30 protein-coding genes are annotated in these 26,462 nt (G+C 58.4%); 21 read left to right on the forward strand and 9 right to left on the reverse strand.

Annotated elements, in window-relative coordinates; translation table 11 throughout:
- Positions 1 to 900 carry a dihydrodipicolinate synthase family protein gene (locus tag OCV64_RS05105; protein WP_262669479.1) on the reverse strand — a complete coding sequence of 300 codons (900 nt, stop codon included), beginning with the start codon at positions 898 to 900 and terminating at the stop codon, positions 1 to 3.
- Between the two features lie 267 nt (positions 901 to 1,167).
- Between OCV64_RS05105 and OCV64_RS05110 the strand changes: the two genes are divergently transcribed.
- The 6 genes from OCV64_RS05110 (at position 1,168) to OCV64_RS05130 (ending at position 6,046) form a co-directional block, all read left to right on the forward strand.
- On the forward strand, positions 1,168 to 1,557 hold the full coding sequence (locus OCV64_RS05110) for a hypothetical protein (protein ID WP_262669480.1): 390 nt from the start codon (positions 1,168 to 1,170) through the stop codon (positions 1,555 to 1,557).
- A 128-nt stretch (positions 1,558 to 1,685) separates the two neighbouring features.
- Positions 1,686 to 2,594 carry a helix-turn-helix domain-containing protein gene (locus tag OCV64_RS05115; RefSeq protein WP_240286840.1) on the forward strand — a complete coding sequence of 303 codons (909 nt, stop codon included), beginning with the start codon at positions 1,686 to 1,688 and terminating at the stop codon, positions 2,592 to 2,594.
- Positions 2,578 to 4,362: a sigma-54-dependent transcriptional regulator gene (locus tag OCV64_RS05120; RefSeq protein WP_186852186.1), complete on the forward strand. Its 1,785-nt coding sequence runs from the start codon at positions 2,578 to 2,580 to the stop codon at positions 4,360 to 4,362. Before OCV64_RS05115 ends, OCV64_RS05120 begins: the two co-directional genes overlap by 17 nt.
- A 408-nt stretch (positions 4,363 to 4,770) precedes the next feature.
- Positions 4,771 to 4,950 carry a hypothetical protein gene (locus tag OCV64_RS05125; RefSeq protein WP_147571018.1) on the forward strand — a complete coding sequence of 60 codons (180 nt, stop codon included), beginning with the start codon at positions 4,771 to 4,773 and terminating at the stop codon, positions 4,948 to 4,950.
- 202 nt (positions 4,951 to 5,152) lie between these two features.
- The gene (locus OCV64_RS16160; protein WP_147571017.1) at positions 5,153 to 5,329 is read left to right on the forward strand and encodes a ribbon-helix-helix domain-containing protein; all 177 of its coding nucleotides are present in this window, start codon (positions 5,153 to 5,155) and stop codon (positions 5,327 to 5,329) included.
- A 477-nt stretch (positions 5,330 to 5,806) separates the two neighbouring features.
- Positions 5,807 to 6,046 carry a hypothetical protein gene (locus OCV64_RS05130; protein WP_147571016.1) on the forward strand — a complete coding sequence of 80 codons (240 nt, stop codon included), beginning with the start codon at positions 5,807 to 5,809 and terminating at the stop codon, positions 6,044 to 6,046.
- A gap of 68 nt (positions 6,047 to 6,114) precedes the next feature.
- Here the strand turns inward: OCV64_RS05130 and OCV64_RS05135 are convergent, their stop codons facing one another.
- Positions 6,115 to 7,446, reverse strand: coding sequence for an MATE family efflux transporter (locus tag OCV64_RS05135; protein WP_240286842.1), 1,332 nt, complete (start codon positions 7,444 to 7,446; stop codon positions 6,115 to 6,117).
- 398 nt (positions 7,447 to 7,844) lie between these two features.
- On the opposite strand from OCV64_RS05135, the gene OCV64_RS05140 reads away from it, so the two are divergent.
- Positions 7,845 to 9,857, forward strand: a complete 2,013-nt coding sequence (locus tag OCV64_RS05140) for a YgiQ family radical SAM protein (protein ID WP_186852184.1) — start codon at positions 7,845 to 7,847, stop codon at positions 9,855 to 9,857.
- A 94-nt stretch (positions 9,858 to 9,951) separates the two neighbouring features.
- On the opposite strand, the gene OCV64_RS05145 is transcribed toward OCV64_RS05140, so the two are convergent.
- Entirely contained in the window at positions 9,952 to 10,368 is a 417-nt protein-coding gene (locus OCV64_RS05145; RefSeq protein WP_262669481.1) for a hypothetical protein, read from the reverse strand.
- 304 nt (positions 10,369 to 10,672) lie between these two features.
- Here OCV64_RS05145 and OCV64_RS05150 point away from each other — a divergent pair, with 304 nt between their 5' ends.
- From OCV64_RS05150 to infB, 5 genes are all read left to right on the forward strand, one after another.
- Positions 10,673 to 11,128 carry a ribosome maturation factor RimP gene (locus tag OCV64_RS05150; RefSeq protein ID WP_262669482.1) on the forward strand — a complete coding sequence of 152 codons (456 nt, stop codon included), beginning with the start codon at positions 10,673 to 10,675 and terminating at the stop codon, positions 11,126 to 11,128.
- 86 nt (positions 11,129 to 11,214) lie between these two features.
- Positions 11,215 to 12,393, forward strand: a complete 1,179-nt coding sequence (gene nusA / locus OCV64_RS05155) for a transcription termination factor NusA (RefSeq protein ID WP_262669483.1) — start codon at positions 11,215 to 11,217, stop codon at positions 12,391 to 12,393.
- Positions 12,394 to 12,472: 79 nt separating this feature from the next.
- Positions 12,473 to 12,748: an RNase P modulator RnpM gene (rnpM, locus tag OCV64_RS05160; protein ID WP_186852429.1), complete on the forward strand. Its 276-nt coding sequence runs from the start codon at positions 12,473 to 12,475 to the stop codon at positions 12,746 to 12,748.
- Positions 12,741 to 13,355, forward strand: coding sequence for a ribosomal L7Ae/L30e/S12e/Gadd45 family protein (locus OCV64_RS05165; RefSeq protein WP_262669484.1), 615 nt, complete (start codon positions 12,741 to 12,743; stop codon positions 13,353 to 13,355). Before rnpM ends, OCV64_RS05165 begins: the two co-directional genes overlap by 8 nt.
- Before the next feature lie 21 nt (positions 13,356 to 13,376).
- Positions 13,377 to 15,767 (forward strand): translation initiation factor IF-2, encoded by a 2,391-nt coding sequence (gene infB, locus OCV64_RS05170; RefSeq protein WP_262669485.1) that lies wholly within the window; start codon positions 13,377 to 13,379, stop codon positions 15,765 to 15,767.
- A gap of 577 nt (positions 15,768 to 16,344) precedes the next feature.
- Here the strand turns inward: infB and OCV64_RS05175 are convergent.
- Positions 16,345 to 16,527: a hypothetical protein gene (locus OCV64_RS05175; RefSeq protein ID WP_262669486.1), complete on the reverse strand. Its 183-nt coding sequence runs from the start codon at positions 16,525 to 16,527 to the stop codon at positions 16,345 to 16,347.
- Between the two features lie 89 nt (positions 16,528 to 16,616).
- Between OCV64_RS05175 and OCV64_RS05180 the strand changes: the two genes are divergently transcribed.
- The 6 genes from OCV64_RS05180 (at position 16,617) to OCV64_RS05205 (ending at position 21,422) form a co-directional block, all read left to right on the forward strand.
- Complete coding sequence (locus OCV64_RS05180; protein ID WP_186852180.1) at positions 16,617 to 16,838, forward strand: helix-turn-helix domain-containing protein; 222 nt, start codon at positions 16,617 to 16,619, stop codon at positions 16,836 to 16,838.
- Between the two features lie 39 nt (positions 16,839 to 16,877).
- Positions 16,878 to 17,264, forward strand: a complete 387-nt coding sequence (rbfA, locus tag OCV64_RS05185; protein WP_240286853.1) for a 30S ribosome-binding factor RbfA — start codon at positions 16,878 to 16,880, stop codon at positions 17,262 to 17,264.
- Positions 17,261 to 18,208, forward strand: a complete 948-nt coding sequence (locus OCV64_RS05190) for a DHH family phosphoesterase (protein ID WP_147571005.1) — start codon at positions 17,261 to 17,263, stop codon at positions 18,206 to 18,208. The genes rbfA and OCV64_RS05190 overlap by 4 nt, the downstream gene beginning before the upstream one ends.
- The gene (truB, locus tag OCV64_RS05195) at positions 18,201 to 19,070 is read left to right on the forward strand and encodes a tRNA pseudouridine(55) synthase TruB (protein ID WP_147571004.1); all 870 of its coding nucleotides are present in this window, start codon (positions 18,201 to 18,203) and stop codon (positions 19,068 to 19,070) included. Before OCV64_RS05190 ends, truB begins: the two co-directional genes overlap by 8 nt.
- Before the next feature lie 62 nt (positions 19,071 to 19,132).
- Positions 19,133 to 20,041 carry a riboflavin biosynthesis protein RibF gene (gene ribF / locus OCV64_RS05200; RefSeq protein ID WP_262669487.1) on the forward strand — a complete coding sequence of 303 codons (909 nt, stop codon included), beginning with the start codon at positions 19,133 to 19,135 and terminating at the stop codon, positions 20,039 to 20,041.
- A gap of 31 nt (positions 20,042 to 20,072) precedes the next feature.
- Positions 20,073 to 21,422, forward strand: coding sequence for a DUF1576 domain-containing protein (locus OCV64_RS05205; protein ID WP_240286860.1), 1,350 nt, complete (start codon positions 20,073 to 20,075; stop codon positions 21,420 to 21,422).
- A gap of 38 nt (positions 21,423 to 21,460) precedes the next feature.
- Here the strand turns inward: OCV64_RS05205 and OCV64_RS05210 are convergent, their stop codons facing one another.
- Together OCV64_RS05210 and OCV64_RS05215 are read right to left on the reverse strand one after the other, a co-directional pair.
- Positions 21,461 to 21,985: a spore maturation protein gene (locus OCV64_RS05210; RefSeq protein ID WP_262669488.1), complete on the reverse strand. Its 525-nt coding sequence runs from the start codon at positions 21,983 to 21,985 to the stop codon at positions 21,461 to 21,463.
- 82 nt (positions 21,986 to 22,067) lie between these two features.
- Positions 22,068 to 22,646, reverse strand: a complete 579-nt coding sequence (locus OCV64_RS05215) for a nucleoside recognition domain-containing protein (RefSeq protein ID WP_147571002.1) — start codon at positions 22,644 to 22,646, stop codon at positions 22,068 to 22,070.
- 237 nt (positions 22,647 to 22,883) lie between these two features.
- Here OCV64_RS05215 and OCV64_RS05220 point away from each other — a divergent pair, with 237 nt between their 5' ends.
- Positions 22,884 to 23,144 (forward strand): AbrB/MazE/SpoVT family DNA-binding domain-containing protein, encoded by a 261-nt coding sequence (locus OCV64_RS05220; protein ID WP_186852175.1) that lies wholly within the window; start codon positions 22,884 to 22,886, stop codon positions 23,142 to 23,144.
- 47 nt (positions 23,145 to 23,191) lie between these two features.
- Here the strand turns inward: OCV64_RS05220 and rsmI are convergent, their stop codons facing one another.
- Positions 23,192 to 24,022: a 16S rRNA (cytidine(1402)-2'-O)-methyltransferase gene (rsmI, locus tag OCV64_RS05225; protein ID WP_262669489.1), complete on the reverse strand. Its 831-nt coding sequence runs from the start codon at positions 24,020 to 24,022 to the stop codon at positions 23,192 to 23,194.
- Positions 24,023 to 24,132: 110 nt separating this feature from the next.
- Here rsmI and OCV64_RS05230 point away from each other — a divergent pair, with 110 nt between their 5' ends.
- On the forward strand, positions 24,133 to 24,750 hold the full coding sequence (locus tag OCV64_RS05230) for a tRNA1(Val) (adenine(37)-N6)-methyltransferase (protein WP_262669490.1): 618 nt from the start codon (positions 24,133 to 24,135) through the stop codon (positions 24,748 to 24,750).
- 61 nt (positions 24,751 to 24,811) lie between these two features.
- Here the strand turns inward: OCV64_RS05230 and OCV64_RS05235 are convergent, their stop codons facing one another.
- Complete coding sequence (locus tag OCV64_RS05235) at positions 24,812 to 25,030, reverse strand: helix-turn-helix domain-containing protein (RefSeq protein ID WP_262669491.1); 219 nt, start codon at positions 25,028 to 25,030, stop codon at positions 24,812 to 24,814.
- Between the two features lie 85 nt (positions 25,031 to 25,115).
- Between OCV64_RS05235 and OCV64_RS05240 the strand changes: the two genes are divergently transcribed.
- Positions 25,116 to 25,379: a hypothetical protein gene (locus OCV64_RS05240; RefSeq protein ID WP_147570950.1), complete on the forward strand. Its 264-nt coding sequence runs from the start codon at positions 25,116 to 25,118 to the stop codon at positions 25,377 to 25,379.
- Positions 25,380 to 25,387: 8 nt separating this feature from the next.
- On the opposite strand, the gene OCV64_RS05245 is transcribed toward OCV64_RS05240, so the two are convergent.
- The coding region (locus tag OCV64_RS05245) for a bifunctional histidine phosphatase family protein/GNAT family N-acetyltransferase (protein WP_262669492.1) at positions 25,388 to 26,462 on the reverse strand (1,075 nt) is incomplete at its 5' end.

Consider the following 26,462-nt stretch of genomic DNA (forward strand, 5'->3'; position numbering starts at 1 on the left):
CTACATATATTGCCTCAGCGTGGCAATGTGGGCATCGATGCGCTTTCGCTCCTCAACAGTGATAGGTTCAGTGGGGCGGCATACCCGTTCGCTGGCAAAGCCGAGGGTGCTGATGGCGTACTTGGTGGAAGCGGTCTGACTCTTCGCCATAGGGTAAAGCTTACAGATCTCATCTACAATGGCGCCCCATTTCATGGCTTCCGAAATATTACCGGCCTTTCCATATTCATACAGTTTGATGTGAGCCTTTGGAAACAGGGGGGCCAGAGAAGGGATATACCCGTCGGCTCCCATAAGCATACTGGGGACTGCCAGATTTGTAGAGCCCTGGTGTACTAGAAAATCTGTGCCTTTAAAGTGATTAAGCAGCTTGATAAAAAGAGGATAATTACCAGATGTGTCTTTTACACCGATGACCTTGTCTATTTTAGATAACTGGATGATGGTATCTGCTGTAAGCAACTGACCGGTAAAAGGCGGGATGTTGTATATCATCAGATTTGCGCTGGTGTTGCGGCTGATTTGCTCAAAATGCTGGACGGTTTCATCTTGTGTTGCGTGACGGGCATAGAACACAGGAGTAATCACAGCAGTCTGGCCACCCATATCTTCAAAACGCTTTACATTTTCTATGGCGCGCTGGGTACTGGAGTCCATACAACCGGCAATAACAGGTACTCGGCCAGCACAATGGTCCAAGGTGATTTGAATGGCTCGATCCCGCTGTTCCTGTGTCAAAGCCATACATTCGCCGTTTGATCCACACACAAAAATACCATGGATACCGTTGTTGATACAGTGGTCAATTAGGGCCCGCAGAGCCTTTTCATCTACCTTTTCCTGATCGTCAATAGGAGTAATGATCGGCGGAATGACGCCGATAATCTCTTTCTTGCTCATAAGGAATACCTCCTGATATTTGATGTATCCAGTATAAGGATAGACAAGAGAAAAGTATTGATATAAAGCACTCTTTCATTTATACTTTTCGCTCTATCTATTATCAGAACGGTAGGATTAGTACCAGTGAAAATGGAAAAGTTGAAAAGGATACGGGTACAGGCGAAAAAGATAAATACAATAAAAGCGTGCATTGACTATAATGATTTCCTGTAATGTCACCGCCACAAGAAAAAAGCCTATGAAAAAAATCAGGAGGTAATACAGATGGATTTTAAGCATAGAGATGAGATTTTCAGAACTAGTCTGCCAGGACGGGTAGTACAAAATGCCGTAGGCAAAGACAGCGCCATAGCCAGCGCGAAAATGACTGTAAGTTACTGCCGTTACTGCGCAGACAGCGGCCCTATGGCCCCTCATAACCACGCGGAGGAGTCTGTAGTAGTGCTGGACTGCGCGAGGGCATATGTGAAATGGGGGAGTGGGCCAGACAGCTTAGAACATCAACAGTGGCTCTGCCCGGGAGATATAATGCATTTTCCAGAGCTGGAGTGGCATGTGTTTGGATATGATGAAGGAGGATTCCTGGATGCTCTGTGTATCTATGGCCAGGTAACCAATATCCGGCCTGAGGAGATCTCTGGGATCCAAGAGTGAATAAGAAGAAATATTACAGCGGTCAGGAATGGCTTGAATATTTCTGTTGCAGACTTGCGGATCCTTGGGGAGACAAGCAAATGTTTTAAGAGTGTATGATCAGTAGAAAGACCTATGGGAGTAATTTTATGCGCAACGATGTGTCAGTTCACCGAGTAGTAAAAAACAAAAAGATGGCAGGGCAGTATATCGAGCCCCATAGGCACAACTTTTTTCATTATATATATTGTCTGAGCGGACACACTTGTGTGCGGGTTGGGCAGGAACGATTTGAAACCGGACCACGAAGCCTGGTTCTGGTTCCACCAGAGATATGCCACTCTATCACGAGCCTGGACACTTCCTGCTGCCTGGATTTGAAATTTACCTGCTCTAGGGAGTTGGAAGAGCGGGTGAAAAAGTTACCACTATTCTTCGCGTCCACAGTGGAGCCTGTAGGGAGCATGGTGCGAGATATTTTTGAGGAAGCGATCAACCAGAATCAGGATTATGACGAAGTAATTAGTCTGCGCTTGTATGAACTGCTTATTTCCTTGATGAGATGGGAACACAAGGAGATGGAGAACTGGCAGCTGTATGATCTAGCTGCCCAGCGAGAAGATCCGGAAATGCGGAAGATCCTCCAGATGATTGAAGAGAATATTGACAGTCCGCTATGGGTGAAGGATTTGGCAGCCAGATGTGGATATAGTGCAAACTATTTCCGGCTAATTTTCCGGGAACGAGTGGGAGTGCCGCCAAACCGATATATCAACCACCGGAAGATCGAGAGGGCCAAGGAACTGATGCTTTACTCAGAATTAAATGTGAGCCAGATCGCTGAAAAACTGAGTTATCAGAGTATCCATTATTTTAGTCGCCTGTTTAAACAAATGACTGGGATTCCTCCTTCGGAGTATATTGATCGGGTGAAGTCGGACCGCCCTGTAAATGTGATTTATAACCAAAATACGCCGGAGGGAGAATTTGAGATCCCCTTACGTAATGGTATTGGATCGGAACCATCAGAAAGGATCGTCGATGGAACAGAAAATTAGACTGCTGGGCATAGCCCCTTATTCGGAGATGCGCCCCTTAATGTTGGAGGTTTCCAAGGAGTATCAGGACATCGACTTGACAGTTTATGTAGGAGATCTGCAGAAGGGGGTAGAGATGGCCCGCCGGAATTTCTATAACGATTATGATGTCATTATCTCCCGGGGCGGGACCGCTACCATGCTTCGAGAACGGCTGGATCTTCCGGTTATTGAGATTCCGATTCTGCCCTTCGACCTGCTCCGGGCAATGCAGTTGGCGGAGCAGGTATCAGACCACTATGCGATTGTAGGTTTTCCCAATGTGACCACAAGCGCAAGGCTGCTGTGTGAGGTGATGCAATACCAAATCGACATCTATACTATTCGCAACGCTGCGGAGGTTGAGCCTGTCTTACAGTCTATCCGAGAAAAGGGGACCCAGGCCATCCTATGTGATATGGTAGCGCACACCACGGCAATGCAGCTGGGACTGGATGTAGTGCTTATCACCTCTGGAGCAGAGGGAGTGCGTATGGCGTTTACCCAGACGATTCAACTGTACGGGAATTACCGAAATCTCAGGGCAGAGAACCGTTTTTTGCGGAGCTTGATTTGGAATCAGATCAATCAAACCGTAGTGTTTAATGACCAGGGGGAACTGTTTTTCTCCACCATCGAGGACAGCGGCACTGCTATTATAGACTACCTGCGTCAAGAAAGCCTTCGAGGCGAAACAAACAGTCAGAAGCACATCCTGAAGCAGATAGACAATATTCAATATTCTATCCGCTCACACCGAGAAACTGTGGGCAATGAGCATTATACCGCCTACTATTTCTCCGAAAGTCAGGTGCCGCTGTCGGATATCCGCCGTGGCATCCGCTATTCGGGCCAATCTGAGGTGGAAGAGCAGTATTCGGGCAGCCTGTACTCAGTGGTAGGACTGCTGAGAGATCTGTATCATACGATCCAAAACATCAACCGTACCAGCCAGCCTGTTATGGTATTTGGCGAGGAGGGGACATGCAAAGAGCAGGCCGTCAATTATCTGTACCTGCAGAGCGACTGGTGGGATTCGCCGCTGGTGGTGGTAGACTGCTTCCTGCTAAATACAAAGGGGTGGAGCTATCTGATGAACCACCATAATTCGCCATTGACCAGGAGCGAATGTACCATTTTTATCAAAAATATAGACGTGCTCACCTCGGACCAGCGGGGGCAGCTATTGGCTAACATTATTGCCATGAACGTGCATAAGATGAACCGGCTCATATTCTCCTGTGTGTGCAAAAAGGACGAGGCAATGCCTGACGCCGGGGTAGAGTTTGTTGAGGTGCTGAGTTGTCTTACCCTCTATCTGCCCCCGCTGCGTCAGCGAGTCGAGAAGTTTCCGGCCATTGTCAATATGTATCTCAGCCATCTGAATACCACTATGACCAAGCAGGTATCGGGTATAGAGGCAGAGGCGATGCGAAAGCTGCAAAAATTCGACTGGCCGCGAAATTATTCTCAGTTCCAGCGTATTGTAAAAGAACTGGCCATGATGACTGAACAGCCTTATATCACCGCCGAAGCTGTTGAGGAGGTGCTGAAACGGGAAGGCTCTGTAGTGCCGGTAGGGGACAGGGGGGAGGATACTGAGGCGCCCTTGGATTTAAACCGGACATTGCAGGAGATCAATCGGGACATTGTGTTGCGGACTTTAGAGCGGGAGAACGGAAACCAGAGCCGAACAGCGGAAAGGCTGGGAATCAGCCGAACCACGCTGTGGAGAATGCTTAAGAACTAAGGAGAACTGGTGATCAAGCTGTTAGGGATATCGTGTCCATGTACGACCTGGAGTTTGAATACAAAAGGTAATTTTATCTATAAAAGCACCGTTCCGTAATTGCGGAACGGTGCTTTTTGTGTGGGAAAGGGAAAACGGATCAAAACGGCCTTATGATGATAAGCTCCTTTTAGGGGAAATGTCACGATTTGCGGGTAGAGCGCGGCGACCTCGGCGCGCCGCTCTCTCTGGACTGTGCTTTGGGCGTGCCCGGTGGTCATGCCCTACCTGCCGTGGGCCTCCTGCTGACAGCACCTATTATGAAAAGGGGCAAAAAGAAGATAGAAGAAAAGATCACAGCATAGAAAACTCTTGATAAGTAGCTAACTACAAGCATATAATGTAGTTAGCCACAAAGGAGGTGAATATGTGGCTGATAAAAGCAGGGCAGAGTACTTCAGAGAGCGGCGGAAGAACATGAAGCAGCTTGTATTCATGGTCGACCGGGAAAAGGCGGAACAGCTGGACCAGAAGCTGGCAAAAAAGGGGATCGGAAGAACAGAATGGTTCCGTGAAAAGCTGGATGAGGAACTTTACCAAGAAAAATAGAAACAGCCCGCCACCCTCAAAAAGTCACGGACTGTTCCTAAAACACCATTCCCAAAGGTCTGGTAAATCTATGATACCACACCTCCGGGGGAAACACAAGGAGGACACGATGGCAGGCAGATAGGAGAACAAAAAAATAATACTTGACTTTCTGCTCGTACAATAATATAATTATTGCAGGAGCAAAAAGTGAGGTGAGAAGATGTCTCCACGGACTGGCCGTCCGCCCAAAGAGATTACCAAAAGTGTGAACCTCGGTGTGAGATTGACGCCGGAAACCGCTGATAAATTGAAAATGTGTGCGGAGAAGCTTCAAATATCTCGGACCGAGGTCATCGAAAAGGGAATTGATTTGGTGGAAAAGAGCCTTAAAAAATGAGAGTAGCCGCTCACCCGACAAGTGTCAACGACTACTCCCTCACCATCCCCGAAGGTCTGGTAAATCTATGATACCACACCTCCAGGGAAAATACAAGGAGGACACGATGGCAGGCAGATAGGAGAACAGAAAAATAATACTTGACTTTTGTATCACCAAAATAATTTTAATATATGGTGATACAAAAAGGAGGCGAAAAATTTGTCACTAAGGGGAAGGCCGACATCGGAGCCAAAGAATCACGAAACAAGAATCCGTATGTCAGACGAGGATATCCGGTTGCTGGAGATCTGTTGCCAGAAAACCGGCATGACAAAGGCGGATGTGATTCGTCAAGGGATTCGTGAGGTCTATGAGAAAATAAAATAGGGTGTTGGCCCACCTGACAAGCACACCAACACCCCACAAACACCATCCCAGAAGGTCTGGCAAATCTATGATACCACACCTCCGGGGGAAACACAAGGAGGTTTTCAGATGGAACTGCATAAGGTCCTCTTTGAGATGGAGGACCCGATGAACCGCCTGCGGGACGGCATTTGCGCCCTCTGGGTCATGTCGTTGGCGGTGGACCGGGAGGACAGCGATCTGTCCAGCGGATTTCATGCCCTCTGGGACTACCTGGACCAGATGTACGACAGGCTCCACACCCAATTTTATGCCTGCATAGAGCTGTGTCAGGCGGAGCACAAGGGGAGCGCCCCCGCCCAGGACTAAGGGGAACGGGCAAAGGGCATCAGGCGGCTGTCCATCGGGCGGCCGCCTCCCTTGTGCCGGGGAGAGGGTCAGCCCACCTCCGCCCTCCCCAGGCCGCCGGTGTACCGGCGGATTAGAAGGACGACCGCCAGGGCCACTACCCCCTCGGTCACCGGCATAGCCAGCCATACCGCCTCCGGCCCCAGAAGGGCGGGGAGGGCGAGGATCAGCCCGCCGCTGATGACCAGCCCCCGGGCCACCGACACAAAGAAGGCGGCGGCGGGGCGCAGGAGGGACTGGAAGTAGTAGGTGGAAAAGATGTTCAGCGGGAGGAGCAGGAAGGACAGGCCGTAGGTCCGGAGGATGGCCGGGGCAATGGCGTAGATATCCGGCCCGGCGTCCATGAAGATACGGACAAACCCATTGGGGGCCGCCCAGATCAGGGCGGTCCAGGCCAGACTGAAAAAGGCGGCGGCCCACAGGGCATATCGGAGCGTCTGGCGGAGGCGGTCCCATTGGTGGGCGCCGAAGTTGATGGACAGGATCGGCTGGGCGGACTGGCCCACGCTGTAAGCGCAGCACTGAACAATGGTGCTTACGTTGACGATGATGCCGTATACCGCCAGGGCGTCTGTCCCCAGGCAGGACATGATCTGCCGGTTGAACAGGGTGGTGAGGATGCCCATGGCGATGTCGATGAAAAAGGTGGAGAAGCCGGTGACCAGGATGGCGCGGAGCTTTTGGGGCAGGCGGCTGGGCCACAGGAAGCGCAGCGTGTTTTTGGGGGACAGGAAGTGGGTCAGGGCCACCAGCAGGGAGATCACCGAGCCGATAGCGGTGGCCAGCCCGGCCCCAAAGATACCCATATCCAGCGCAAAAACAAAAAAGTAGTCCCCAAAGATGTTGAAGATACCCCCGGACAGGACGGCCGCCGCCGCCCGGCCGGGGTCTCCGTCATTGCGGAGAAAGGCGGCCAGCATCTGGTTAAACAGAAAGACCGGCACGACCCACTTGACCGGAAGAAGATAGGCCTGGGCCAGGGGAAGCAGCGTCTGGTCCGCACCGAACAGGGTGAGGAGGGGGGCGTCCAGCAGGAAGATGACCAGCCAGCTTATAATAGCCAGCCCGGACACGCCCAGCAGGGCGGCGGAAAAATATTCCCGCTCCCGCCGGCTCTGGCCCTGGCCGCGGGCTGTGCTGAACAGCACGGAGCCGCCGATGCCAGCCAGCAGGCCCAGGCTGTATATGATATTCCACACCGGGGCCACCACCGCCATTGCCGCCGCCCCCTGAGGGCCGTGGTACTGGCCTACCATGGCGGTGTCCACCAGCCCATAGATGGAGGAGATGATGGCGCTGCCAAAGGCGGCGCCCAGATACCGGAAATAGAGCTTTTTTACATTTCCTGTCAGCAGGTCCACAGAAGATCACTCCCAGTTGTGAGATCGGTCCGAAGGACAACAAAAAAGCCGGATAAGCCAACGGGCATTTCAGCCCGTCACCTTATCCAGCGTACCATTTCTTCTGTCGAATGGCGTACCCTCCGAGTGACCGAAAGGATTATACCGAGAGAAAAGCGGTTTGTCAAGGGGGGGTTCAAGGGGCCAGTCTGGACGGGAGAAAACAGTGGTAATTCCGCCCCTGGTGTGATATGCTCTTTCTTGAGAGAGTGATCTCTATGCTGTTGGCCCGCCGGCTGAAGATCATGATGGGGGCCGGGAGCCCGATCCTGCTGCCTCCCCATGGGCGGTGGCGGAGGGCCTGGGGCGAGGACTGCGCGCTGTTTTACCCTGATTTTCATGAAATCGAGGAAATGACCATGAGTTTTGACCGAGAGCGGTTCCTGCCGGTGAGCATCCAGGATATGGAGCGCCGGGGCTGGGACTTTTATGACTTTCTGCTGATTACCGGGGACGCCTATGTGGACCACCCCTCCTTCGGTCCGGCTATCATCGGCCGGGTGCTGGAGGCCGAGGGCTATCGGGTGGCCATGCTGGCCCAGCCCGACTGGAGGGACCCGGAAGCCTTTGCCGCCCTGGGGCGGCCCCGGCTGGGAGTGCTCCTCTCCGCGGGCAATATCGACTCCATGGTGGCCCACTACACTGCCGCCAAAAAGCGCCGCCATGACGACGCCTACTCCCCCGGACGGCGGGCGGGCCTGCGCCCCGACCACGCCACCATTGTCTACTCCAACCGGGTGCGGGAGGTCTTTGGGGACATCCCCCTGGTCATCGGCGGACTGGAGGCCAGCCTGCGCCGCTTCGCCCACTACGACTACTGGGAGGACAAGGTCCGCCGCTCCATTCTCTTCGACGCCCAAGCGGACCTGCTGACCTACGGCATGGGGGAGAGGGCCACCATCGAGATCGCCGCCCGGCTGGCCAGCGGCACTCCGGTGGGGGAGATCACCGATGTGCGGGGTACCTGTGCGGCGGTGAAGTACCCGGATGTGTGCACATACCCCAGGGTGGAGGTGCCCTCCTTCGAGGAGGTGTCCGCCTCTAAGGAGGCCTACGCCCGGGCCAATATGGTGGAGTATCAGGAGCATGACGCTGTGGTGGGCAGGGCCATCCTGCAAAAACACGGCCGACAGTTCCTGCTGGTCAATCCTCCGGCCTTCCCCCTGACCACAGAGGAAATGGACCGGGTGGCCGAGCTGCCCTATGTCCGGGAGCCCCACCCCATGTACGACGAGATGGGAGGCGTGCCCGCCATCGAGGAGGTGCGCTTCTCCGTCACCCACAACCGGGGATGCTTTGGGGCGTGCAACTTCTGCTCCCTGGCCTTTCACCAGGGACGGACCATCTCCTGCCGAAGCCACCAGTCGGTCATCCGTGAGGTGAAGGCCCTGACGGAGCACCCCGGCTTCAAGGGCTATATCCACGACGTGGGCGGCCCCTCGGCCACCTTCCGCCGGCCCTCCTGCCAGAAGCAGCTCAAGCACGGGATGTGCAAAAACCGGGCCTGCCTGGCCCCGGAGCCCTGTCCTAACCTGGATGCGGACCACACCGACTATATGCTGCTGCTGCGCAAGCTGCGGGAGATCCCCAAGGTGAAAAAGGTGTTCATCCGATCCGGCATCCGGTTTGACTATCTGATGAAGGACCCCAGCGGGGAGTTTTTTACCGACCTGGTCCAGCACCACATCTCTGGCCAGCTCAAGGTGGCGCCGGAGCACTGTGTGGCCCATACTCTGGACTACATGGGAAAGCCCCACATTGAGGTATATGAAAAATTCCGAGAAAAGTATTTTAAGCTCAACCGGCGGTATGGCAAGGACCAGTATCTGGTGCCCTACCTCATCTCCTCCCATCCGGGCTGCACTCTGGAGGATGCGGTAAAGCTGGCCGAGTGGCTGAACAGGCAGGGCCATATGCCTGAACAGGTGCAGGACTTCTATCCCACACCGGGCACCCTGGCCACCTGCATGTGGTACACCGGACTGGACCCCCGGACTATGGAGCCGGTGTTCGTCCCCAAGACGCCCCACGACAAGGCCCTCCAGCGGGCGCTGATGCAGTGGCGCAAGCCCCAAAACCGTAAGCTGGTGCTGGAGGCCCTCCACCGGACGGGCCGGGAGGACCTGATCGGCTACGGCAAGCACTGTCTGGTCCGGCCGGACAGAGGAGCGCGGTCCTCGGACGGACCGGGGGAGCGGGCTCCGGCCGCCAAGGGAAAGGGCGGCGGCCAATCAGCCGGCAAGAAAGGCGTCGGCCCCACCCGGCGGGAGAGCGTGCACAGCCGGCAGAGGGTGGAGAAGAAGGAGGCCCGTCCGGCCCGCAAGGCGGGCTGGGCAAAGGCCAAGCCCAAAAAGGGAGGCCGCAAGAAATGAGACCCTGCACCGGGCTGAAAAAAGGCGTGAATAGAATGAGAAGGGGTCCGGCAAACTGGTTTTGCCGGACCCCTTTTTGGGGTTTGCCTGTTTTTTAATAATTCATCGTGCTCCGGTTACCGGGATTAGGCTCCCAACTGGGGGTGCCGGTGGTCCCGCCGGTGATGTCTCGGGCGGCATCGCCGATGCCCCGGCCCACGTCGCCGATGGCGTCACCGGCTCCGCGGACCAGGTCCCGTGCTCCCTGGGTCAGGTCTCGGCCCATGTTGTCGTTCCGGCCGCCGTATACTCGTCCATTGGCGTCAGCAGAATAGCGGCCGTCCTCCAGATAATCATAGGCGTTGCTGCGGTCATAGGTGGTACGCCGGTTTCTGGTCTGGGCGGAACCGGACACAGAGCCGTTGGCGGGGCCATTGGTACCGCTGTTGGTATTCCCGTCCGTGTTGCCGCAGGAGGCCAGGGTGGCCACCATGGTCACAGCCAGGCCAAGAGCCATTAGATATCGTTTCATTCTCAACTTCCTCCCGTCCTGTTTGTCCAACGGAAGTTCCATCCGGGTGGTAGTATGTGTCTTTTGACTGCCGAAAAATCCGGTAATGACTGTTCTCATTGACAATTTTTTCTATGTTTTGCGCTGGAAAAAGCCCTTGATCTGGAAAAAACTTTTCTCCAGCTCTTGCAATCCGCCTTGGTTTGTGGTATAGTCATGATGTTATTAAGGTAGTATTGGTGAGAGTGGGGTCAAGGCTCCGCTCTTTTTGATTGACCAAATGGGCCGAACCTCCGGGAGTGAGGGGCAAAATAGGAGGAACTTTATGGCAAAAGTTACCGATACCGTGGCCGCGTTGGCCCTCCCCGTGGTGGAGGGGGCTGGATGCACCCTCTGGGATGTGGAATATGTGAAGGAGGCGGGGGAGTGGTTCCTCCGCGTCTACATCGATAAGGAGGGCGGCGTGTCCATCGATGACTGCGAGGCGGTTTCCCGGCCCCTGTCCGACCTGCTGGACGAGGCCGATCCCATTGAGGGCAGCTACACTTTTGAGGTGTCCTCTGCCGGGGCGGACCGAGTGTTGAAAAAGCCGGATCATTTCGCCCAATTCTTGGGGGCCGAGGTGGAGGTAAAGCTCTACCGCCCCAGAGATGGCCGTAAAGACCATGTGGGTCTGCTCCGTGCCTTTGAGGACGGAAATGTGACCCTGGAGGTGGGCGGCAGCCCGGTGAACTTTGAGAAGAAGGAGATCGCCCTGGTCCGGCTGTATCCCCGGTTTTGACGGACACGACCGCCATTGGGGCGGCCCGCTGCGCAAAAGCTATACAATGAACGGCGGCGCTTCCGCTGTTTTAGGAGGAAACTATCGTGGCTAAGAGAGCAACCAAAAAAGTCAGCAGCAATGAGCTGGACGGCAAGGAGTTCTTTGCCGCCATCGCCCAGATCGAGCAGGAGAAGGGCATCAAGCCCGGCTATATGATGGAGAAGATTACCCAGGCCCTTCTGTCCGCCTATAAGAAGGACCACGAGGGGATGGGGGAAAATCTGGTCATCGAGGCCAATGAGGAGACCGCCACTGTCCGCCTGTTTTTGAAGAAGGAAGTGGTGGAGGTGGTGGACGACCCCGCCACGGAGATCAGCCTGGACGAGGCACGAAACGCCCTGCCCCAGGCCCAACTGGGCGATGTGGTCCGCATGGAGATCAAGCCCCGGAACTTCGGCCGGGTAGCCGCGCAGACCGCCCGCCAAGTCATTATCCAGGGCATCCGTGAGGCGGAGCAGGGGATGATCTATGACGAGTTCTGCTCCAAGGAGCAGGAGCTGGTTACCGGTGTGGTTACCCGTATCGATCCCCGGAACGGTGCCGTGTCCCTGCGCATCCACTCCGGCTCTGAGTTCACCGACGCCTATCTGGGCACCAATGAGCAGGTGAAGGGCGAGCGGTATGTGGAGGGCCAGCGGCTGAAGGTCTATGTCGTGGAGGTCCGTCCCAACAGCAAGGGTCCCCAGGTCCTCATCTCACGGACCCACCCTGGACTGGTCAAGCGGCTGTTCGAGCTGGAGGTGCCTGAGATCTATGACGGCACCGTGGAGGTCAAGTCTGTGGCACGGGAGGCCGGCTCCCGCACCAAGCTGGCCGTCTGGTCTGCCGACCCCAACGTGGACCCCATCGGCGCCTGCGTCGGCCCCCGGGGCCAGCGGGTCAACACCATTGTGGATGAGCTGAAGGGCGAGAAGATGGACATTATCAAGTGGTCTGAGGACCCGGCGGAGTATATCGCCGCCGCCCTGTCCCCCGCCGACGTTCTCTCGGTGGAGGAGCTGCCCGACGGCAAGAGCTGCCGGGTGGTGGTGCCCGACGACCAGCTCTCCCTGGCCATCGGCAAGGAGGGGCAGAACGCCCGCCTGGCCGCCAAGCTGACTGGATATAAGATCGACATCAAGCCCGCCTCCGCCCCCCTGGAGCCCATTGAGGCTCTTGAGGAGGACCTGCCTGCGGGGGAGATCACTGAGAACGATAACGCTGAGGCTCCGGAAGAAGCCTGATTTGAATCGAGTGGAGAGTGAAGATATCTCCTATCTTAGCTCGCTGCTCTCAACTCTGACCAAAAGGGTGGTGCGGACCGTGCCCAAGAAGATTCCCATGCGCCAATGTCTTGGCTGCCGGGAAATGAAACCAAAAATGGAGCTGATCCGGGTGGTCCGTTCCCCTGAGGGAAAGGTGTCCCTGGACTTTAAGGGCAAGCTGCCTGGTAGGGGAGCCTATCTGTGCCCCAATCCAGACTGTCTGAAAAAGGCCAGAAAGGCCAGAGCACTGGAGCGGGCTTTCTCCGCCCAGATGCCCGATGAGGTCTGGTCTGGGCTGGAGGAGCAGATGAAGGAGGTGCCGGCGGATGGCTAATGATCCCATCCTCCACCTGCTGGGCTTGGCCAAAAAGGCCGGCAGGCTGGAGGTCGGTGAGGAGCCGGTGGGGGCCCTGTGCCGGGCCCGGCAGGCCAAGCTGGTGCTGCTGGCCGCTGACGCCGCCCCTAACACCTGCCGAAGGGCCGCCCATTTCGGCCAGGCGGGCAACGTGCTCTGGCTGGCCCTCCCCTTTTCCAAAGCGGAACTGGGGCTGGCGCTGGGCCGCTCGTCCTGTGCCATGGTCGCCCTGGCAGATTCGGGCTTTGCCGCCTCCATCCTGGAGAAGCTGGCCGCCCGCGATCCGGAAAAATACGGCCCCGCCGCCCAGCAGATCCGGGAGAAGGCCGACCGGGCCCTCCAGCGTCAGCGGGAGAAGCGGCAGCACGAGAAAAACCTGCGGGAGGGCAAACGAAAGCCCTGGGCCCCGCCTCCCAAGAGGGAGGAGGCCCCCCCTGCCCCCGCCAGGAAAAAAGCTGGACCCAAGGCTCCCCAAGAGGGGAGCGGGCCCCGTTTGGCCAAGACCGGCGGCCGCCGGACTGACCGTACCCGCAAGACAGGCCCCGGCGGCCGGCGCCTGTCTGGTAAGCTCCGGCATGATAGCTAAGAAACGAGGTGGCTTCTATCTATGATGATAAAATATCCGCTCCATAAAGTAGCAAAGGATTTTAAAAAGGGAGGCAAGGACCTGCCCTCCAAGGCGGTCATGGACATCTTGACCCAGTATGGACACCCGCCTAAGAACCATATGCAGCCCTTGACCGACGAGGAGCTGTCCATCGTCTTTGAGTATCTGACTCAAAATAACCAGATTGACTCCATTGAATCGGTCTATGCTGATATCTACCATGACCCCGATGCCAAAAAGCCCGCTCCCTCCGCCCCTAAGGCAGAGGTCAGGGAGCAGCCCAAAGCCGAGCAGAAGGGCCAGCAGGCCGCCCAGCCTCAGCAGGGCCGTCAGCCCCAGCCCCAGTCCCAGACTCAGCAGCATCAGGCCAAGCAGCAGCAGTCGGCGCCCCGCCCCACCACCAGGGAGAAGAAGGTGGTGGATACCAGGGGCAGTGGCACCGTCAACCTGGATAAGTACGACGAGCGCCTGGAGTCCTTTACGGATCAGAAGCAGCAGGACCGGGGTGGAAAGCAGAAGTTCCAGGGCCGCAACGCCCAGCGCCAGCGGGGCGGTAAGCAGGCGGGCTCCTTCGGCAACAAGCGCAAGCAGGAGGAGCAGGACCGGATGCGCCGCCTCCAGCTTGAGATCGCCAAGAAGGCTCCGGTCAAGGTCCTGATCCCCGACGAGATCGCCGTGGGCGAGCTGGCTTCCCGGATGAAGAAAACGGGCGCCGAGGTGGTCAAGTGCCTGATGAAAAACGGTGTGATGGCCTCTCTCAGCGAGATCATCGACTTCGACACCGCCGCCATCATCGCCGAGGAGATGGGCTGCAAGGTGGAGAAGGAGGTCATCGTCACCATCGAGGAGAAGCTCATCGACACCGCCGAGGACAAGGCCGAGGATCTGGAGCCCCGTGCCCCCGTGGTGGTGGTCATGGGCCACGTGGACCACGGCAAGACCTCCCTGCTGGACTACATCCGCAACGCCAACGTGGTGTCCGGCGAGGCGGGCGGCATCACCCAGCACATCGGCGCCTACCAGGTGGAGGTAAAGGGCAGCCCGGTCACCTTCCTGGATACCCCCGGCCACGAGGCATTTACGGCCATGCGGGCCCGTGGCGCCATGATTACTGACGTGGCCATCCTGGTGGTAGCCGCTGATGACGGCATTATGCCCCAGACCGTGGAGTCCATCAACCACGCCAAGGCCGCCGAGATCCCTATTATTGTGGCCATTAACAAGATGGATAAGCCAACCGCCAACCCCGACCGCATCATGCAGCAGCTCACCGAGTATGAGTTGGTGCCCGAAGAGTGGGGCGGCGAAACGATTGTCTGTCCTATCTCCGCCAAGACAGGCATGGGCATTGACAACCTGCTGGACATGGTGGTCCTCACCGCCGAGATGCGGGAGCTGAAGGCCAACCCCAACCGTTCCGCTCACGGCGCGGTCATTGAGGCCCGGCTGGACAAGGGCCGCGGCCCCATCGCCACCCTGCTAGTCCAGAACGGGACCCTGAAGCAGGGCGACGTGATCATCGCCGGAACCGCCGTAGGCCGTGTCCGCGCCATGACTGACGCCAAGGGCCGCAAGCTGACCGAGGCCGGTCCCTCCGTCCCTGTGGAGATCATCGGCATGGGCGAGGTGCCCGGCGCTGGCGACGACTTCCACGCCGTGGCCGACGAGCGCATGGCCCGTGAACTGGTGGAGCAGCGCAAGCACGAACAGAAGAACGCGGCCTCCGCCCCTGTGGGCAAGGTATCTCTGGAGGATCTGTTCAGCCAGATCCAGGCCGGGGAGATGAAGAATCTAAACGTCATTGTCAAGGCCGACGTCCAGGGCTCTGCCGAGGCGGTGAAGGCCAGCTTGGAGAAGCTGTCCAACGAGGAGGTCCGGGTCCGGGTCATCCACTGCGCTGTAGGCGCTATCAGCGAGAGCGACGTGATGCTGGCCACCACCTCCGGGGCCATCATCGTAGGCTTTAATGTCCGCCCGGACGCCAACGCCAAGGAGAACGCCGCCCGCAATCATGTGGATATGCGGATGTACCGGGTCATCTACGACGCCATCAACGAGATCGAGGCGGCCATGAAGGGGATGCTGGCGCCCAAGTTCAAGGAAGTGGAGCTGGGCCGGGCCGAAGTCCGCAACGTGTTCCGTATCACCGGCGTGGGCATGGTGGCCGGCTGCTATGTGTTGGACGGAAAGATGCAGCGCAACGCTCAGATGCGCCTGCTCCGGGACAACATCGTGATCTACGATGGCGCTATTGCCTCCCTCCAGCGATTCAAGGACAGCGTCAAGGAGGTGGCCGCCGGCTACGAATGCGGCATTACCTTCGAGAAGTTCCAGGACATCAAGGAAGGCGACGTCATCGAGGCCTTCCTGATGGAGGAAGTGGAGCGCTGATGGCGCATGAGTACCCCGCGTAGCGGGGCGCGCCCTTTGGCGCGTAAAATCGAAGCCAAAGGCTGAGATTTGCGGAGGGCGGATTTATTCCGCCCGAGCATTTCAAATCAAAGGGGTCCCCGCGGGATGGGACATCCCGTGGGGAAATGCGGCATCACCTTTGAGAAGTTCCAGGACATCAAGGAAGGCGACGTCATTGAGGCCTTCCTGATGGAGGAAGTGGAGCGCTGATGGCGCATGAGTACCCCGCGTAGCGGGGCGCGCCCTTTGGCGCGTAAAATCGAAGCCAAAGGCTGAGATTTGCGGAGGGCGGATTTATTCCGCCCGAGCATTTCAAATCAAAGGGGTCCCCGCGGGATGGGACATCCCGTGGGGAAATGCGGCATCACCTTCGAGAAGTTCCAGGATATCAAAGAGGGCGACATTATCGAGGCCTTCGTTATGGAACAGATCGAGGTTTAAGGGAAAAGGCCGCCGAAGGCGGCCCCGGCCTGAAAATTTCCCTTTTAATCTTCCGAAAATCATTGTATAATACAATATGGCACAGGGCGGGCACAAAGTGCCCGCCCTGTGCCGCTTATTCCAGCGTCTGCATATACGGATCGTGAAGGGAGAGACAGGTCAGCTGGGCCCCCAGCTTAAAGCCCTCCTCAAAGGCGTACTGCCCATAGGCGTGGACCGGATCTTTGCGTAGGTATTCCGGGAAACGCTCCGGGTCGTACGGGACACACCAGTAATGGTACAAGAGTTCAAAGAGCATAGTCATCCTATTCACCTCACGTAAATTTAGCTATAAGCTTAATCGTCTTTAGCATATCAGCTTTTAGCTAAAAGTCAAGGGGGAATTTTGTGTTCAATAAAAATCAATTCGGGGAACGTCTGCGGATACTTCGAAAGCGGGCCAATGAAAACCAAGGAGATTTGGCTGCTATATTAGATGTGACTATTACACAGATTAGTGATATGGAAACCGGGAAGAGAAGTACGACCCTTGAAAAATTTGCTCTGATCTGCGAGCACTACCAGGTGTCCGCCGACTATCTGCTGGGCTTTCAGGACGAGGAGCGGTGAACCTCTGCCCGAAGACATCCCCAAAAGGAGGAAACATTTATGGCAAGCAATCGAATCGGCCGGATCAATGAGGAGATCCAGCGGGAGCTGGCTTCTCTGATCCCCAATGTAAAAGATCCACGGGTCACCGGCATGATCTCAGTAACGGCGGTGGAGACCACACCGGATCTGCGGTACGCCAAGGTCTATATCTCCGTACTGGACAAGGGGGACTGCGCCCAGGTGCTCAAGGGGCTGAGGTCCGCCTCCGGCTATCTGCGCCGGGAGCTGGGCCGGGCGCTCCAGCTGCGCTACACCCCAGAGCTGTCCTTTGTCCAGGACGACTCCATTGTCAAGGGAGCCCACATCCTGGAGCTGCTCCGGGACCCTGAGGTGGTCAAGCCGGTCAACCCGGACAATCCCTATCAGGAGGACAAGGGCATATGACAGCCAAACAGGCGGCCGAATTTTTAATGGCCCGCGATAACTTTTTGATCCTGACCCACCTGCGTCCCGACGGGGATACCATCGGCTGTGCCGCCGGCCTGTGCCGGGCTCTGCGCCGGGTTGGGAAGGAGGCCTATGTGCTGGAAAATCCAGAGGCTACCTCCCTTTTTACCCCCTATCTGGAGGGACTGCTGGCCCGGTCGGGCTATGAGCCCAAAACGGTGATTTCGGTGGATATCGCCGCCCGCTCCCTGTTTCCAGACAATGCTGTGAAATATGTAGACCGGGTGGACTTGGCCATCGACCACCACCCGTCCCAAGAGTTTTTCGCCCATGAGACCTGTCTGGATGAAAAAAAAGCCGCCTGCGGCGAGTTGATGTATGAGATCGTACAACATTTCTGCCAGATTTCTCCAGAGATAGGGGAGGCCCTGTATGTGGCCGTTTCCACAGACTGCGGCTGCTTTGTTTACAGCAATACCACCGCCGCCACCCACCGTGTCGCCGCCGACCTGATGGACAGCGGCTTTGACCCCTATCCTGTCAATCGGCGGCATTTCCGGACAAAGTCCTTCAAGCGGCTGAAACTGGAGGGACTGCTGGCCGCCGGGATGGAACTGCGGGATAGAGGAGAAACGGCGCTGGTCTTTCTGACTCTGGATATGCTCTCCCAGGTAGGGGCCCAGGAGCGGGATATCGAAGATATCTCCGCCTTTGTGGGCCAAGTGGAGGGCGTCAAGACCGGGGTGACCCTGCGGGAGCTGGAGCCGGGGGTATGCAAGCTGTCTCTTCGTACCGACCCAGGTGACCTGAACGCCAGCGCCGTCTGCGCCCGGATGGGCGGCGGCGGCCACGCCGCCGCCGCCGGAGCCACCATTCAGGGTACTATGGCCCAGGCCCGTCAGGCAGTCATCGACGCGATTGAGCAGGTGCGGAATGGCTAATGGGATCGTTATCATCGATAAGCCACAGGGCTGGACGAGTATGGACGTGTGCGCCAAGCTCCGAGGTATCCTTCATGAGAAGCGGGTGGGCCATGCCGGCACACTGGACCCCATGGCGACCGGAGTGCTCCCGGTGTTCGTCGGCCGGGCCACACGGGCGGTGGAGTTTGCTGATAAGTCTGATAAGGAATATATTGCTGGGTTAAAACTTGGAGTTATCACCAATACCCAGGATACCAGCGGCCAGGTGGAGGAGCGGCACCCGGTTTCCGTTACGCCGGACCGGCTGGAGGAGGTGCTGGGGCAGTTTCGGGGAGATATCCTCCAGGTGCCTCCCATGTATTCCGCCATTAAGATTAATGGAAAAAAGCTCTACGAGTTGGCCCGGAAAGGGAGGGAAGTAGAGCGGCCGCCCCGGCCGGTGACCATCCGCTCCCTTATGGTGGAAGGGCAGAGCGCCCCCGACGAGTTTACCATCCGGGTGCGGTGCTCCAAGGGCACCTATGTCCGGACCCTGTGCCACGATATCGGGATGGCCCTGGGCTGCGGCGGATGTATGTCCTCCCTGCGGCGGACAATGGCTGCCGGCTTCGGCCTGGAGGATGCCCTGACCTTAGACCAGGCAGGGGAGGCGGCCGACCCAGCGGCCCTGCTGCGCTCTGTGGACGCCTTTTTTGCTGACCGGGAGAAGCTGGTCCTAGACCCAGCGGCAGAGCGGAAAGTCCGCAACGGCATGACAGTGGTTATGCCCAGGTTAGCGACCGGAGAATATCGGGTGTATGGCCAGAATGGTGAATTTCTGGCCCTGTGTCGGGCTGGGAGCGGCAAGCTGACGACAATCAAAAGTTTTTTCCAGGTTTGACTGGCCCCCTATGGAAACAGCGCCCGGACGCACGCCGTCGGGCGGCAGAGGAGAAAAGAGATATGGCAGATAAACCAAAACGTGTGATTGCCCTGGGTTTTTTCGACGGGGTTCATCTGGGCCACGGAGAGCTGCTCCGGGCGGTGAGGACTGCCGCCGACAAGCTGGAGGCCGCTCCCTGCGCCTTTACGTTCGACCGAAGCCCTACCGCCGTCATCACTGGACAGATGGTCCCGCTGTTGAGCAGTGTGGAAGATCGGATCTGGCTCATGCGCCGGTACTACGGCATCCAGGAGGTGATAGTGGCCTCCTTTGACGCCATGCAGCGGATGGACTGGCAGGATTTTATCACCGACTATCTGGTTCGGGAGCTGAATGTGGTCCATGTGGTGGCTGGGCATGACTTCCACTTCGGCTATATGGGGAAAGGAAATCCCCAGCGGCTGCGGGAGAAATGCGCCCAGCTCGGCCTGGGGTGTGACATCATCGGCAGGGTGGAGCAGGACGGCATCACCATCTCCTCCACCTATATCCGTACCCTGGTGGCCCAGGGGGAGATGGAGCGGGCTGGGGAGTTTCTGGGCCACCCCCATACGCTCACCGACCGGGTGGCCCATGGGAAGAAGATCGGCGGCTCCGCCCTGGGGTTTCCCACGGTCAATCTGCGGGTGCCGGCAGGGGTTATCGTCCCGGCCTTTGGGGTGTACGCCACTCGCGTCTGGTTCGACGGCCAGTGCCGGAACGGCGTGACAAATGTAGGCGTCCGGCCCACGGTAGAGGACAACGACGGCCGAGTGACAGTGGAGAGCTATATCCTGGACTTTGATGGGGACCTGTACGGCCATGAGATCCGGGTGGAGTTCTTCAAGCGCCTGCGGGGAGAGCGCCGGTTTCCCTCCCTGGAGGCCCTGGCGAACGAGATTGGACGCAACGCCGATCAGACCCGAGCCTATTTCCGCTCCCTGAACTGACCCGCCCCCGGAAAGAAAGGAGGCCTGTCCATTGGAACATCACCACTGGCGCTATGAAAAGATGTACCCCTGCCTATGGATCTACACCGCTATCCTGTTTTTTACTGGTCTGGTGTGGGCCGGTCCCAGGGATGTGCTGTCCGGCCTGGCCCGTATCGTCCTCACGGAGGACGCCCTGATCACCGACTATATCCTAGTGTCCGGGCCGGGGCCGGCCCTGGTCAACTCCGCCTTGGTGACCGCCATTTCCATTCTGGTCCTCCGGGCCTCACGGGAGCCCCTGAACGGAATGAGCCTGGTGGTCATCGGCCTGATGTCCGGCTTTTCCTTGTTCGGCAAAAACCCGGTGAACATCTGGCCTATCCTGCTGGGCAGCTGGCTGTATGCCAAGAGCCGGAAGGAGCCCTTCGGCAAATACGCCGCCACTGGCTTGATGGCTACCGCCCTAGCCCCAGTGGTCAGCTACATCGCCCTGGACAACGGCTGGGGGACCCCCGCCTCCGGGGTGCTGGTAGGAGTGCTCATTGGCTTCATTATGCCGCCGCTTTCGGCCTATACCTACAAGGTGCAAAATGGTATGAACCTGTACAACATCGGCTTTGCCTGTGGGCTGGTGGCCTTTATCCTGGTTCCCCTCATGAGCTCCATGGGGGCCGATCCCACCACCTACTATCGGTGGGCGACTGGCTATGACCATATTTTCGCCCCCATGCTGGCCGCCCTGTGCCTGCTGCTGATTCTGGCCGGGCTGTTTTTCTGCAAAAGGCCGGTGTGGGCGGCGTGGGCGGGATACCGTCGTCTGCTCCAGACCAGCGGCCGTGCCCCCAGCGATTATCTTCGTATGTTCGGCGCCGCCCCGGTGCTTATCAACACGGGAGTCAACGGCCTGATTGGGATGACCTTTATTCTGGCCGGAGGGGGCGAACTCAACGGTCCGACCATCGGCGGCATCCTGACCATCATGGGTTTCTCCGCCTTTGGTAAACATGCCTTCAATATCATCCCAGTGATGGGAGGCGTCTTTTTGGGCAGCCTTGTGATGCACTGGTCTCTCAATGACCCGGCAGTCCAACTGGCCTGCCTGTTCTGCACCACCTTGGCCCCGGTGTCTGGGTACTTCGGCTGGCCCTATGGGGTGCTGGCCGGCTTTATCCACTCCTCGGTGGTGCTGTATACCGGCTCCCCAGTGGCGGGGATGAACTTGTACAACAACGGCTTCTCCGGCGGATTGGTGGCCATTGTGCTCTATGCCACTATCGTCGCCATCGCCCGGCACCGCAAGCCTGTCATCCAGGATCAGGATTACTTTGATCCCCTGGAGCACGATGAGCCCCTGGTGCCTCCGGACCCACAGCAGCTGACCGAAGAGGACGATACATAGCAAAAAGAGGATGCGGGACGGTTCCCGCATCCTCTTTCTTATCCTCCAAACAGCAGGCCCACAGCCCAAGAGGCGGCCAGAAAGCCGGTGAGATCGGCGCAAAGGGCCGCCGGGACAGCGTACCGGGTACGGGTGATGCCAACGGCCCCGAAATAGACGGCGATGGTGTAGAAGGTGGTTTCTGTAGAGCCCAGCATTACCGCCGCCGTCCGGCCCAGCTGGGAGTCGGGACCGTAGGTGGAAATGAGCTCCGCGCCTACACCCAGGGCGGCGGAGCCGCTGATGGGCCGGACCAGCATCAGGGGCAGCAGCTCCGGGTCCAGTCCCACCCGCTCCAGCAGAGGGGCCAGAGCCAGGGCGGCCAGCTCCAGGGCGCCGGAGGCTCGGAGCATATAGACCGCCGTCATCAGCCCCACCAGAGAGGGGACGATGCGGACCAGAGTAGACAGGCCCTCCCCCGCCCCCTGGACCAGGGAGGAGTACACATCCACCCGATGAAAGGCCCCATAGAGGGCCACCCCACAGATGGTAAAGGGGACGATCATGTTGAAAAAGAGCTGCACAGTCCGGAAGACCTCCCTGACGGAAACAGATTTGAATAGAGTTCAAGGGGAAAAAACAGGCGGCGGCCAGAATAAGCCAAACTCACTCTGGCCAGAGCTTTGCCAAGATTTTGCACATCAGAATCCCCACACTCACAGACAGGGCGGAAGCCAGCCACACCGCTGGAAGAATGTCAAAGGGAGAGGCGCACCCCTCCGCCGCCCGCACGGTGGCCACTGTGGTGGGGATGAGCTGGATGGAGGCGGTATTGCACACCACCAGCATACACAAACTGTCCGAGGCCACGCCGGGGCTCTTTTTGGCCATGCCCCGTGCGGCCTCCAGTCCCAGGGGAGTGGCGGCATTTCCCAGTCCCAGAAGGTTGGCCGAAACATTGGCGGAGATGCTGTCCATCACCGCCCGATCCCGGGCCATCTGGGGAAAGAGCCGTCGGAGCACCGGACCCAGCAGGCGGGACAGCCGATCGGCCAGACCGGACCGGCGCATGACCTCCATCACTCCGGTCCACAGGCACATCATCCCGGCGATGGAGAGGCACAGCTCCACCGCTGCCGAGGTGCCCTCCACCGCGGCGGCGGCCACCTCCGGCCCTCGGCCGGTGGCCAGACCGCACAGCACAGAGATGACCACCATCCCTGTCCAGATTACCGTCATCGTCATACTGCCCACCCCCTCTTGTCCCCATTTATACGGGCGGGCCCCGGCCGGTATGCCTGCCTTTTGAGAATTGGATAAATATGGGACAAAAATTAGGAAAATATCAGGTAAATTTTTCCTTTTCGCCCTTTTTCGACAGGAAAACATTGACAAAGTAAACTTTAACCAATACAATGATTTCAAACAATCCGCCGGCCCCCTCCCCGTGGGCCGGAGAAATATATAGAAAGGAAGAGAGCGATGAAATCCACCGGTATCGTGAGGAAAGTGGACGAACTGGGCCGGGTCGTACTGCCCATCGAGCTGCGCCGTACTTTGGGGATCGAGGAGAAAGATCCGCTGGAGATCTATATGGACGGGCCCAGCATCGTTTTGAGAAAGTATCAGGTTTCCTGCGTCTTTTGTGATAGTGAGAAGGACATTTTTTCGTTCCGGGGGAAAAATGTCTGCCGCAAATGTGCCGCGGGCCTTCAGCTGTTGAGCCAGTCCGACCTGGAGTGAAGACAAAAACAGGCAGTCATCCAAACGGATGACTGCCTGTTTGTTTTTCATCGGTCCACGGCCCGGTCATAGAGCTGCTTCCGGGGCAGGCCCAGCTCTTTGGCCGCCTGGCGGACAGCGTCCCGGAGGGATAGTCCCTCTCCCCGCAGGCGGTCCACCAGCAGCAGCCCGTCCTCCAGGGTGACCTCGCCCTCCTCCGTCGGCTCTGAGCCCCGGACCACCAGCACGAACTCCCCCTTGGGGGTGTTGTCCCGATAGTAGTCGGCCGCTTCCCCCAGGGTGGCGCGGCGGATCTCCTCATGGAGCTTGGTGAGCTCCCGGCATAGGGAGATGGGGCGGTCCGCTCCAAAGGTGTCCGCCAGGTCCCGGAGGGTGGCAGCCAGCTTGTGGGGGGCCTCATAGAACACCATGGTCCGTTCCTCCCCCCGAAGGGAGTCCAGGTGGGAGCGGCGGTTTTTCTTGTTCATGGGCAAAAAGCCCTCAAAGGTGAAGCGGCCTGTGGGCTGGCCGGAGGCCGCCAGAGCGGCTACCAGGGCACAGGGACCAGGGATGGGACACACTGGGATCCCCAGGGCGGCGCACTGGGCCACCAGCTCCTCGCCGGGGTCGGAGATGGCGGGCATCCCTGCGTCGGTCACCAGGGCGCAATTCTCTCCAGCCAGCAGCCGGTCCAGCACCGCCCGGCCGCCGCTGTCGGTATTGTGGCGGTGATAGGACACCATGGGCTTTTTCAGCCCCAGGTGATTGAGCAGTTTGATGGATACCCGTGTGTCTTCGGCGGCGATGAAGTCCGCTTGAGCCAGGGTGTCCGCCATCCGCTGGGAGATATCCCCTAGATTGCCAATGGGGGTGGGGACCAGATATAAGGTTCCGGCCATATGCCCTTCGCCTCCTCTGTCAGCGTCAAAAGATTCCTCCGTATTATACCATAGTTCTCTCTTTTGTGGTATTCTTTTCTTATCTGTTTGAGAGAGGCGGGAGAAAGCTCATGAAGACGGAACAGCTTGGCCCTTACAACCTTTCCTGGCCGGAAGGGGTATTTCCACTGGGGGGCGACGCCCTTGCCCTGGGGGAGTTCGCTACTGTGCGGCCCCGGTGGCGGGTGTGTGACCTGGGAACGGGGAGCGGCGTCCTGCTTTTGCTGCTGGCCCGGAGGGCGGAGGGCCTGTCCCTTACCGGGGTGGAGCTGGACCCCCTGTCCGCCCGAACCGCCCGGAACAATCTGGAGCGCAACGGTCTGGCGGGGGAGATCCTGCCCGCTGACCTGCGGTCCGTGCCTCTGCCTGCCGGGGCCTTTGACCTGGTGGTGTCCAACCCACCCTATTTTTCCCTGGGCAGTGGAGGGAGCGGCGGTCCCGCTCGGAGCGAGGAACACTGTGCCCTGGAGGAGCTGTGCGCCGCCGCCGCCCGACTGGTGCGGAATGGGGGGCGGTTTGCCCTGTGCCACCGGCCTGAACGGCTGACGGATGTGGTGTGCATCCTCCGGGCCAGCGGGCTGGAGCCTAAGCGGCTCAAACTGGTGTCCCACGGGCCGGGCCATCCGCCCTCCCTCCTGCTGGTGGAGGGGGTGCGGCAGGGGAAGCCGGGGCTGACCATCGAAGGATAAAACAGAGCCGGGACCGTTTGTGGACGGTCCCGGCTTTGTTTTGCCATATGGAGGAGAGAGGTCACCGGCGCTCCCGGACATTCGAGCGGCCCACCAAATAGTCCAGACTGACATCGAAGAAGTCAGCGATGGCGATCAGGCCGTGGAAGTCGGGAAAGCGCTGGGCATACTCATAGCATTGATAGGAGCTAAGGGCCAGACCAAGCTGTTCGGCCATCTCCCTCTGCTTCAGACCTCTTTCTTTTCGCAATAATTTCAACCGTTCACAAAATAGGGCCATATTTCCCTCCGAAATCTCTTGACACCTACTTTAAGCAAGTATATAATAATACTTGCTTAAAGTCCATAAAAATGAGGTGTTAAATATGCAACAACTTTTAGCCCAGCTCTTTTGGCTCAACGGGGAAGTGCCCGAGGCGGTGGAGCGCTTTCTGGACACGGTGCCCTCCTATCAGGCCGCCAAACGGGAGTATGAGCAGGCGGCCCGGCAGATCGAGGCGGCGGTGGGGCTCCCGGCGTACGAGGACTATTTCGCCAAGCTGGCCGACTTTGGCAGCTACCTCCAGGGGGGCTACTACGCCTTCGGACTGGGCCTCCGGCAGGAGCTGATCCGCCAGATGCTGGGGTGAGGGGGGCCCTACCGCTGGTAGCCGATGTACTTCTCCATGATGTCCAGGGGGACCCGGCTCCCCGTTTCCTCCCCGATTTTGACAAAGCCGTGCTTGCGGTAAAAATGCTGGGCCCGGTCGTTGTAGGGGGCACAGCGCAGCCGGAGCCTGTCCCGTCCCAGGGGGCGGAAGTAGGAAACGGCCTGCCCAACCAACTGGACGCCTAAGTTTTGCTCCCTCCGCTGAGGGTTCATGTAGCAGAAGGGGATGTACCCGGCGTTGTCGGTACTGTACCGCTCCTGGTCCAACTGGAGCAGGCCGACCGGCTCCTCCCCGGCCATGGCCACCGTCACCCCCCAGGGGGACTGGTCCAGGTGCTTTTGGGCGTCCCGGAGGAAGCCCGCGCCATCAAAGGGGATCTCCAGACCGTGGGTGGACTCCCAGGCATCCCGCCGAGCGCCCAGATACAGCTCCCGCTCGGTATCCCACCGGATGGGGCGGAACCACAGGTTCACGTCCTCCGCCTTCTGCTTGTCCTTCCGCCACCAGGCTTGCTTACCCAGGGTGGCCAGCTCCGGCGGCAGATGGGAGGCGTCGCTGTCAAAGACTACCTGGAACCGCTCTCCGTCAAAGGTGAGGCAGTTGACGGCGGTGTTCTCGCTGTGGCTGAGGGTGTGCCAGTCCTCTGGGGAGATGCCTTTCACATTGGCGAGAAATTGGCGGATAGCCGTGCCATGGCTGAATACGGCGACGGTCTGACCGGGGTGCTGCCGTGCCAGGGAGGTCAAGGCCCGCTCCAGCCGATCCCCCGCCTCGGCCAGACTCTCGCCGCCAGGGGCCCGCCAGGCAGGGTCGCTACGGTTGAAGGCCGCCATCCCCGCCGGATCAAAGTGCCGCACCTGCCCCCAAGTCTGGTCCTCCCAGTCCCCCAGATTGATTTCCCGGAGCTGGGGGTCAGTGTGGAGGGGCAGACCCTTGGGCACATAGATGGCCCGGGCGGTGGTACATGTGCGGTACAGGTCGCTGGACCAGACCGCGTCGATGTGGATATCCCGAAAGCGATCCTCCAGAGCCTTGATCTGGGCAAAGCCATTTTCTGTAATC

The sequence above is a fragment of the Muriventricola aceti genome (genome assembly GCF_025567565.1).
Lineage (GTDB): Bacteria > Bacillota > Clostridia > Oscillospirales > Oscillospiraceae > Lawsonibacter > Lawsonibacter aceti.

Excerpts from the sequence above, each read along its gene's own strand:
- OCV64_RS05105 (WP_262669479.1), bottom strand. The coding sequence starts at position 900 with ATGAGCAAGAAAGAGATTATCGGCGTCATTCCGCCGATCATTACTCCT.
- OCV64_RS05110 (WP_262669480.1), top strand. The coding sequence starts at position 1,168 with ATGGATTTTAAGCATAGAGATGAGATTTTCAGAACTAGTCTGCCAGGA.
- OCV64_RS05115 (WP_240286840.1), top strand. The coding sequence starts at position 1,686 with ATGCGCAACGATGTGTCAGTTCACCGAGTAGTAAAAAACAAAAAGATG.
- OCV64_RS05120 (WP_186852186.1), top strand. The coding sequence starts at position 2,578 with ATGGAACAGAAAATTAGACTGCTGGGCATAGCCCCTTATTCGGAGATG.
- OCV64_RS16160 (WP_147571017.1), top strand. The coding sequence starts at position 5,153 with ATGTCTCCACGGACTGGCCGTCCGCCCAAAGAGATTACCAAAAGTGTG.
- OCV64_RS05130 (WP_147571016.1), top strand. The coding sequence starts at position 5,807 with ATGGAACTGCATAAGGTCCTCTTTGAGATGGAGGACCCGATGAACCGC.
- OCV64_RS05140 (WP_186852184.1), top strand. The coding sequence starts at position 7,845 with ATGAGTTTTGACCGAGAGCGGTTCCTGCCGGTGAGCATCCAGGATATG.
- OCV64_RS05145 (WP_262669481.1), bottom strand. The coding sequence starts at position 10,368 with ATGAAACGATATCTAATGGCTCTTGGCCTGGCTGTGACCATGGTGGCC.
- OCV64_RS05150 (WP_262669482.1), top strand. The coding sequence starts at position 10,673 with ATGGCAAAAGTTACCGATACCGTGGCCGCGTTGGCCCTCCCCGTGGTG.
- OCV64_RS05165 (WP_262669484.1), top strand. The coding sequence starts at position 12,741 with ATGGCTAATGATCCCATCCTCCACCTGCTGGGCTTGGCCAAAAAGGCC.
- infB (WP_262669485.1), top strand. The coding sequence starts at position 13,377 with ATGATGATAAAATATCCGCTCCATAAAGTAGCAAAGGATTTTAAAAAG.
- OCV64_RS05175 (WP_262669486.1), bottom strand. The coding sequence starts at position 16,527 with ATGCTCTTTGAACTCTTGTACCATTACTGGTGTGTCCCGTACGACCCG.
- rbfA (WP_240286853.1), top strand. The coding sequence starts at position 16,878 with ATGGCAAGCAATCGAATCGGCCGGATCAATGAGGAGATCCAGCGGGAG.
- OCV64_RS05190 (WP_147571005.1), top strand. The coding sequence starts at position 17,261 with ATGACAGCCAAACAGGCGGCCGAATTTTTAATGGCCCGCGATAACTTT.
- truB (WP_147571004.1), top strand. The coding sequence starts at position 18,201 with ATGGCTAATGGGATCGTTATCATCGATAAGCCACAGGGCTGGACGAGT.
- ribF (WP_262669487.1), top strand. The coding sequence starts at position 19,133 with ATGGCAGATAAACCAAAACGTGTGATTGCCCTGGGTTTTTTCGACGGG.
- OCV64_RS05215 (WP_147571002.1), bottom strand. The coding sequence starts at position 22,646 with ATGACGATGACGGTAATCTGGACAGGGATGGTGGTCATCTCTGTGCTG.
- OCV64_RS05220 (WP_186852175.1), top strand. The coding sequence starts at position 22,884 with ATGAAATCCACCGGTATCGTGAGGAAAGTGGACGAACTGGGCCGGGTC.
- rsmI (WP_262669489.1), bottom strand. The coding sequence starts at position 24,022 with ATGGCCGGAACCTTATATCTGGTCCCCACCCCCATTGGCAATCTAGGG.
- OCV64_RS05230 (WP_262669490.1), top strand. The coding sequence starts at position 24,133 with ATGAAGACGGAACAGCTTGGCCCTTACAACCTTTCCTGGCCGGAAGGG.
- OCV64_RS05235 (WP_262669491.1), bottom strand. The coding sequence starts at position 25,030 with ATGGCCCTATTTTGTGAACGGTTGAAATTATTGCGAAAAGAAAGAGGT.
- OCV64_RS05240 (WP_147570950.1), top strand. The coding sequence starts at position 25,116 with ATGCAACAACTTTTAGCCCAGCTCTTTTGGCTCAACGGGGAAGTGCCC.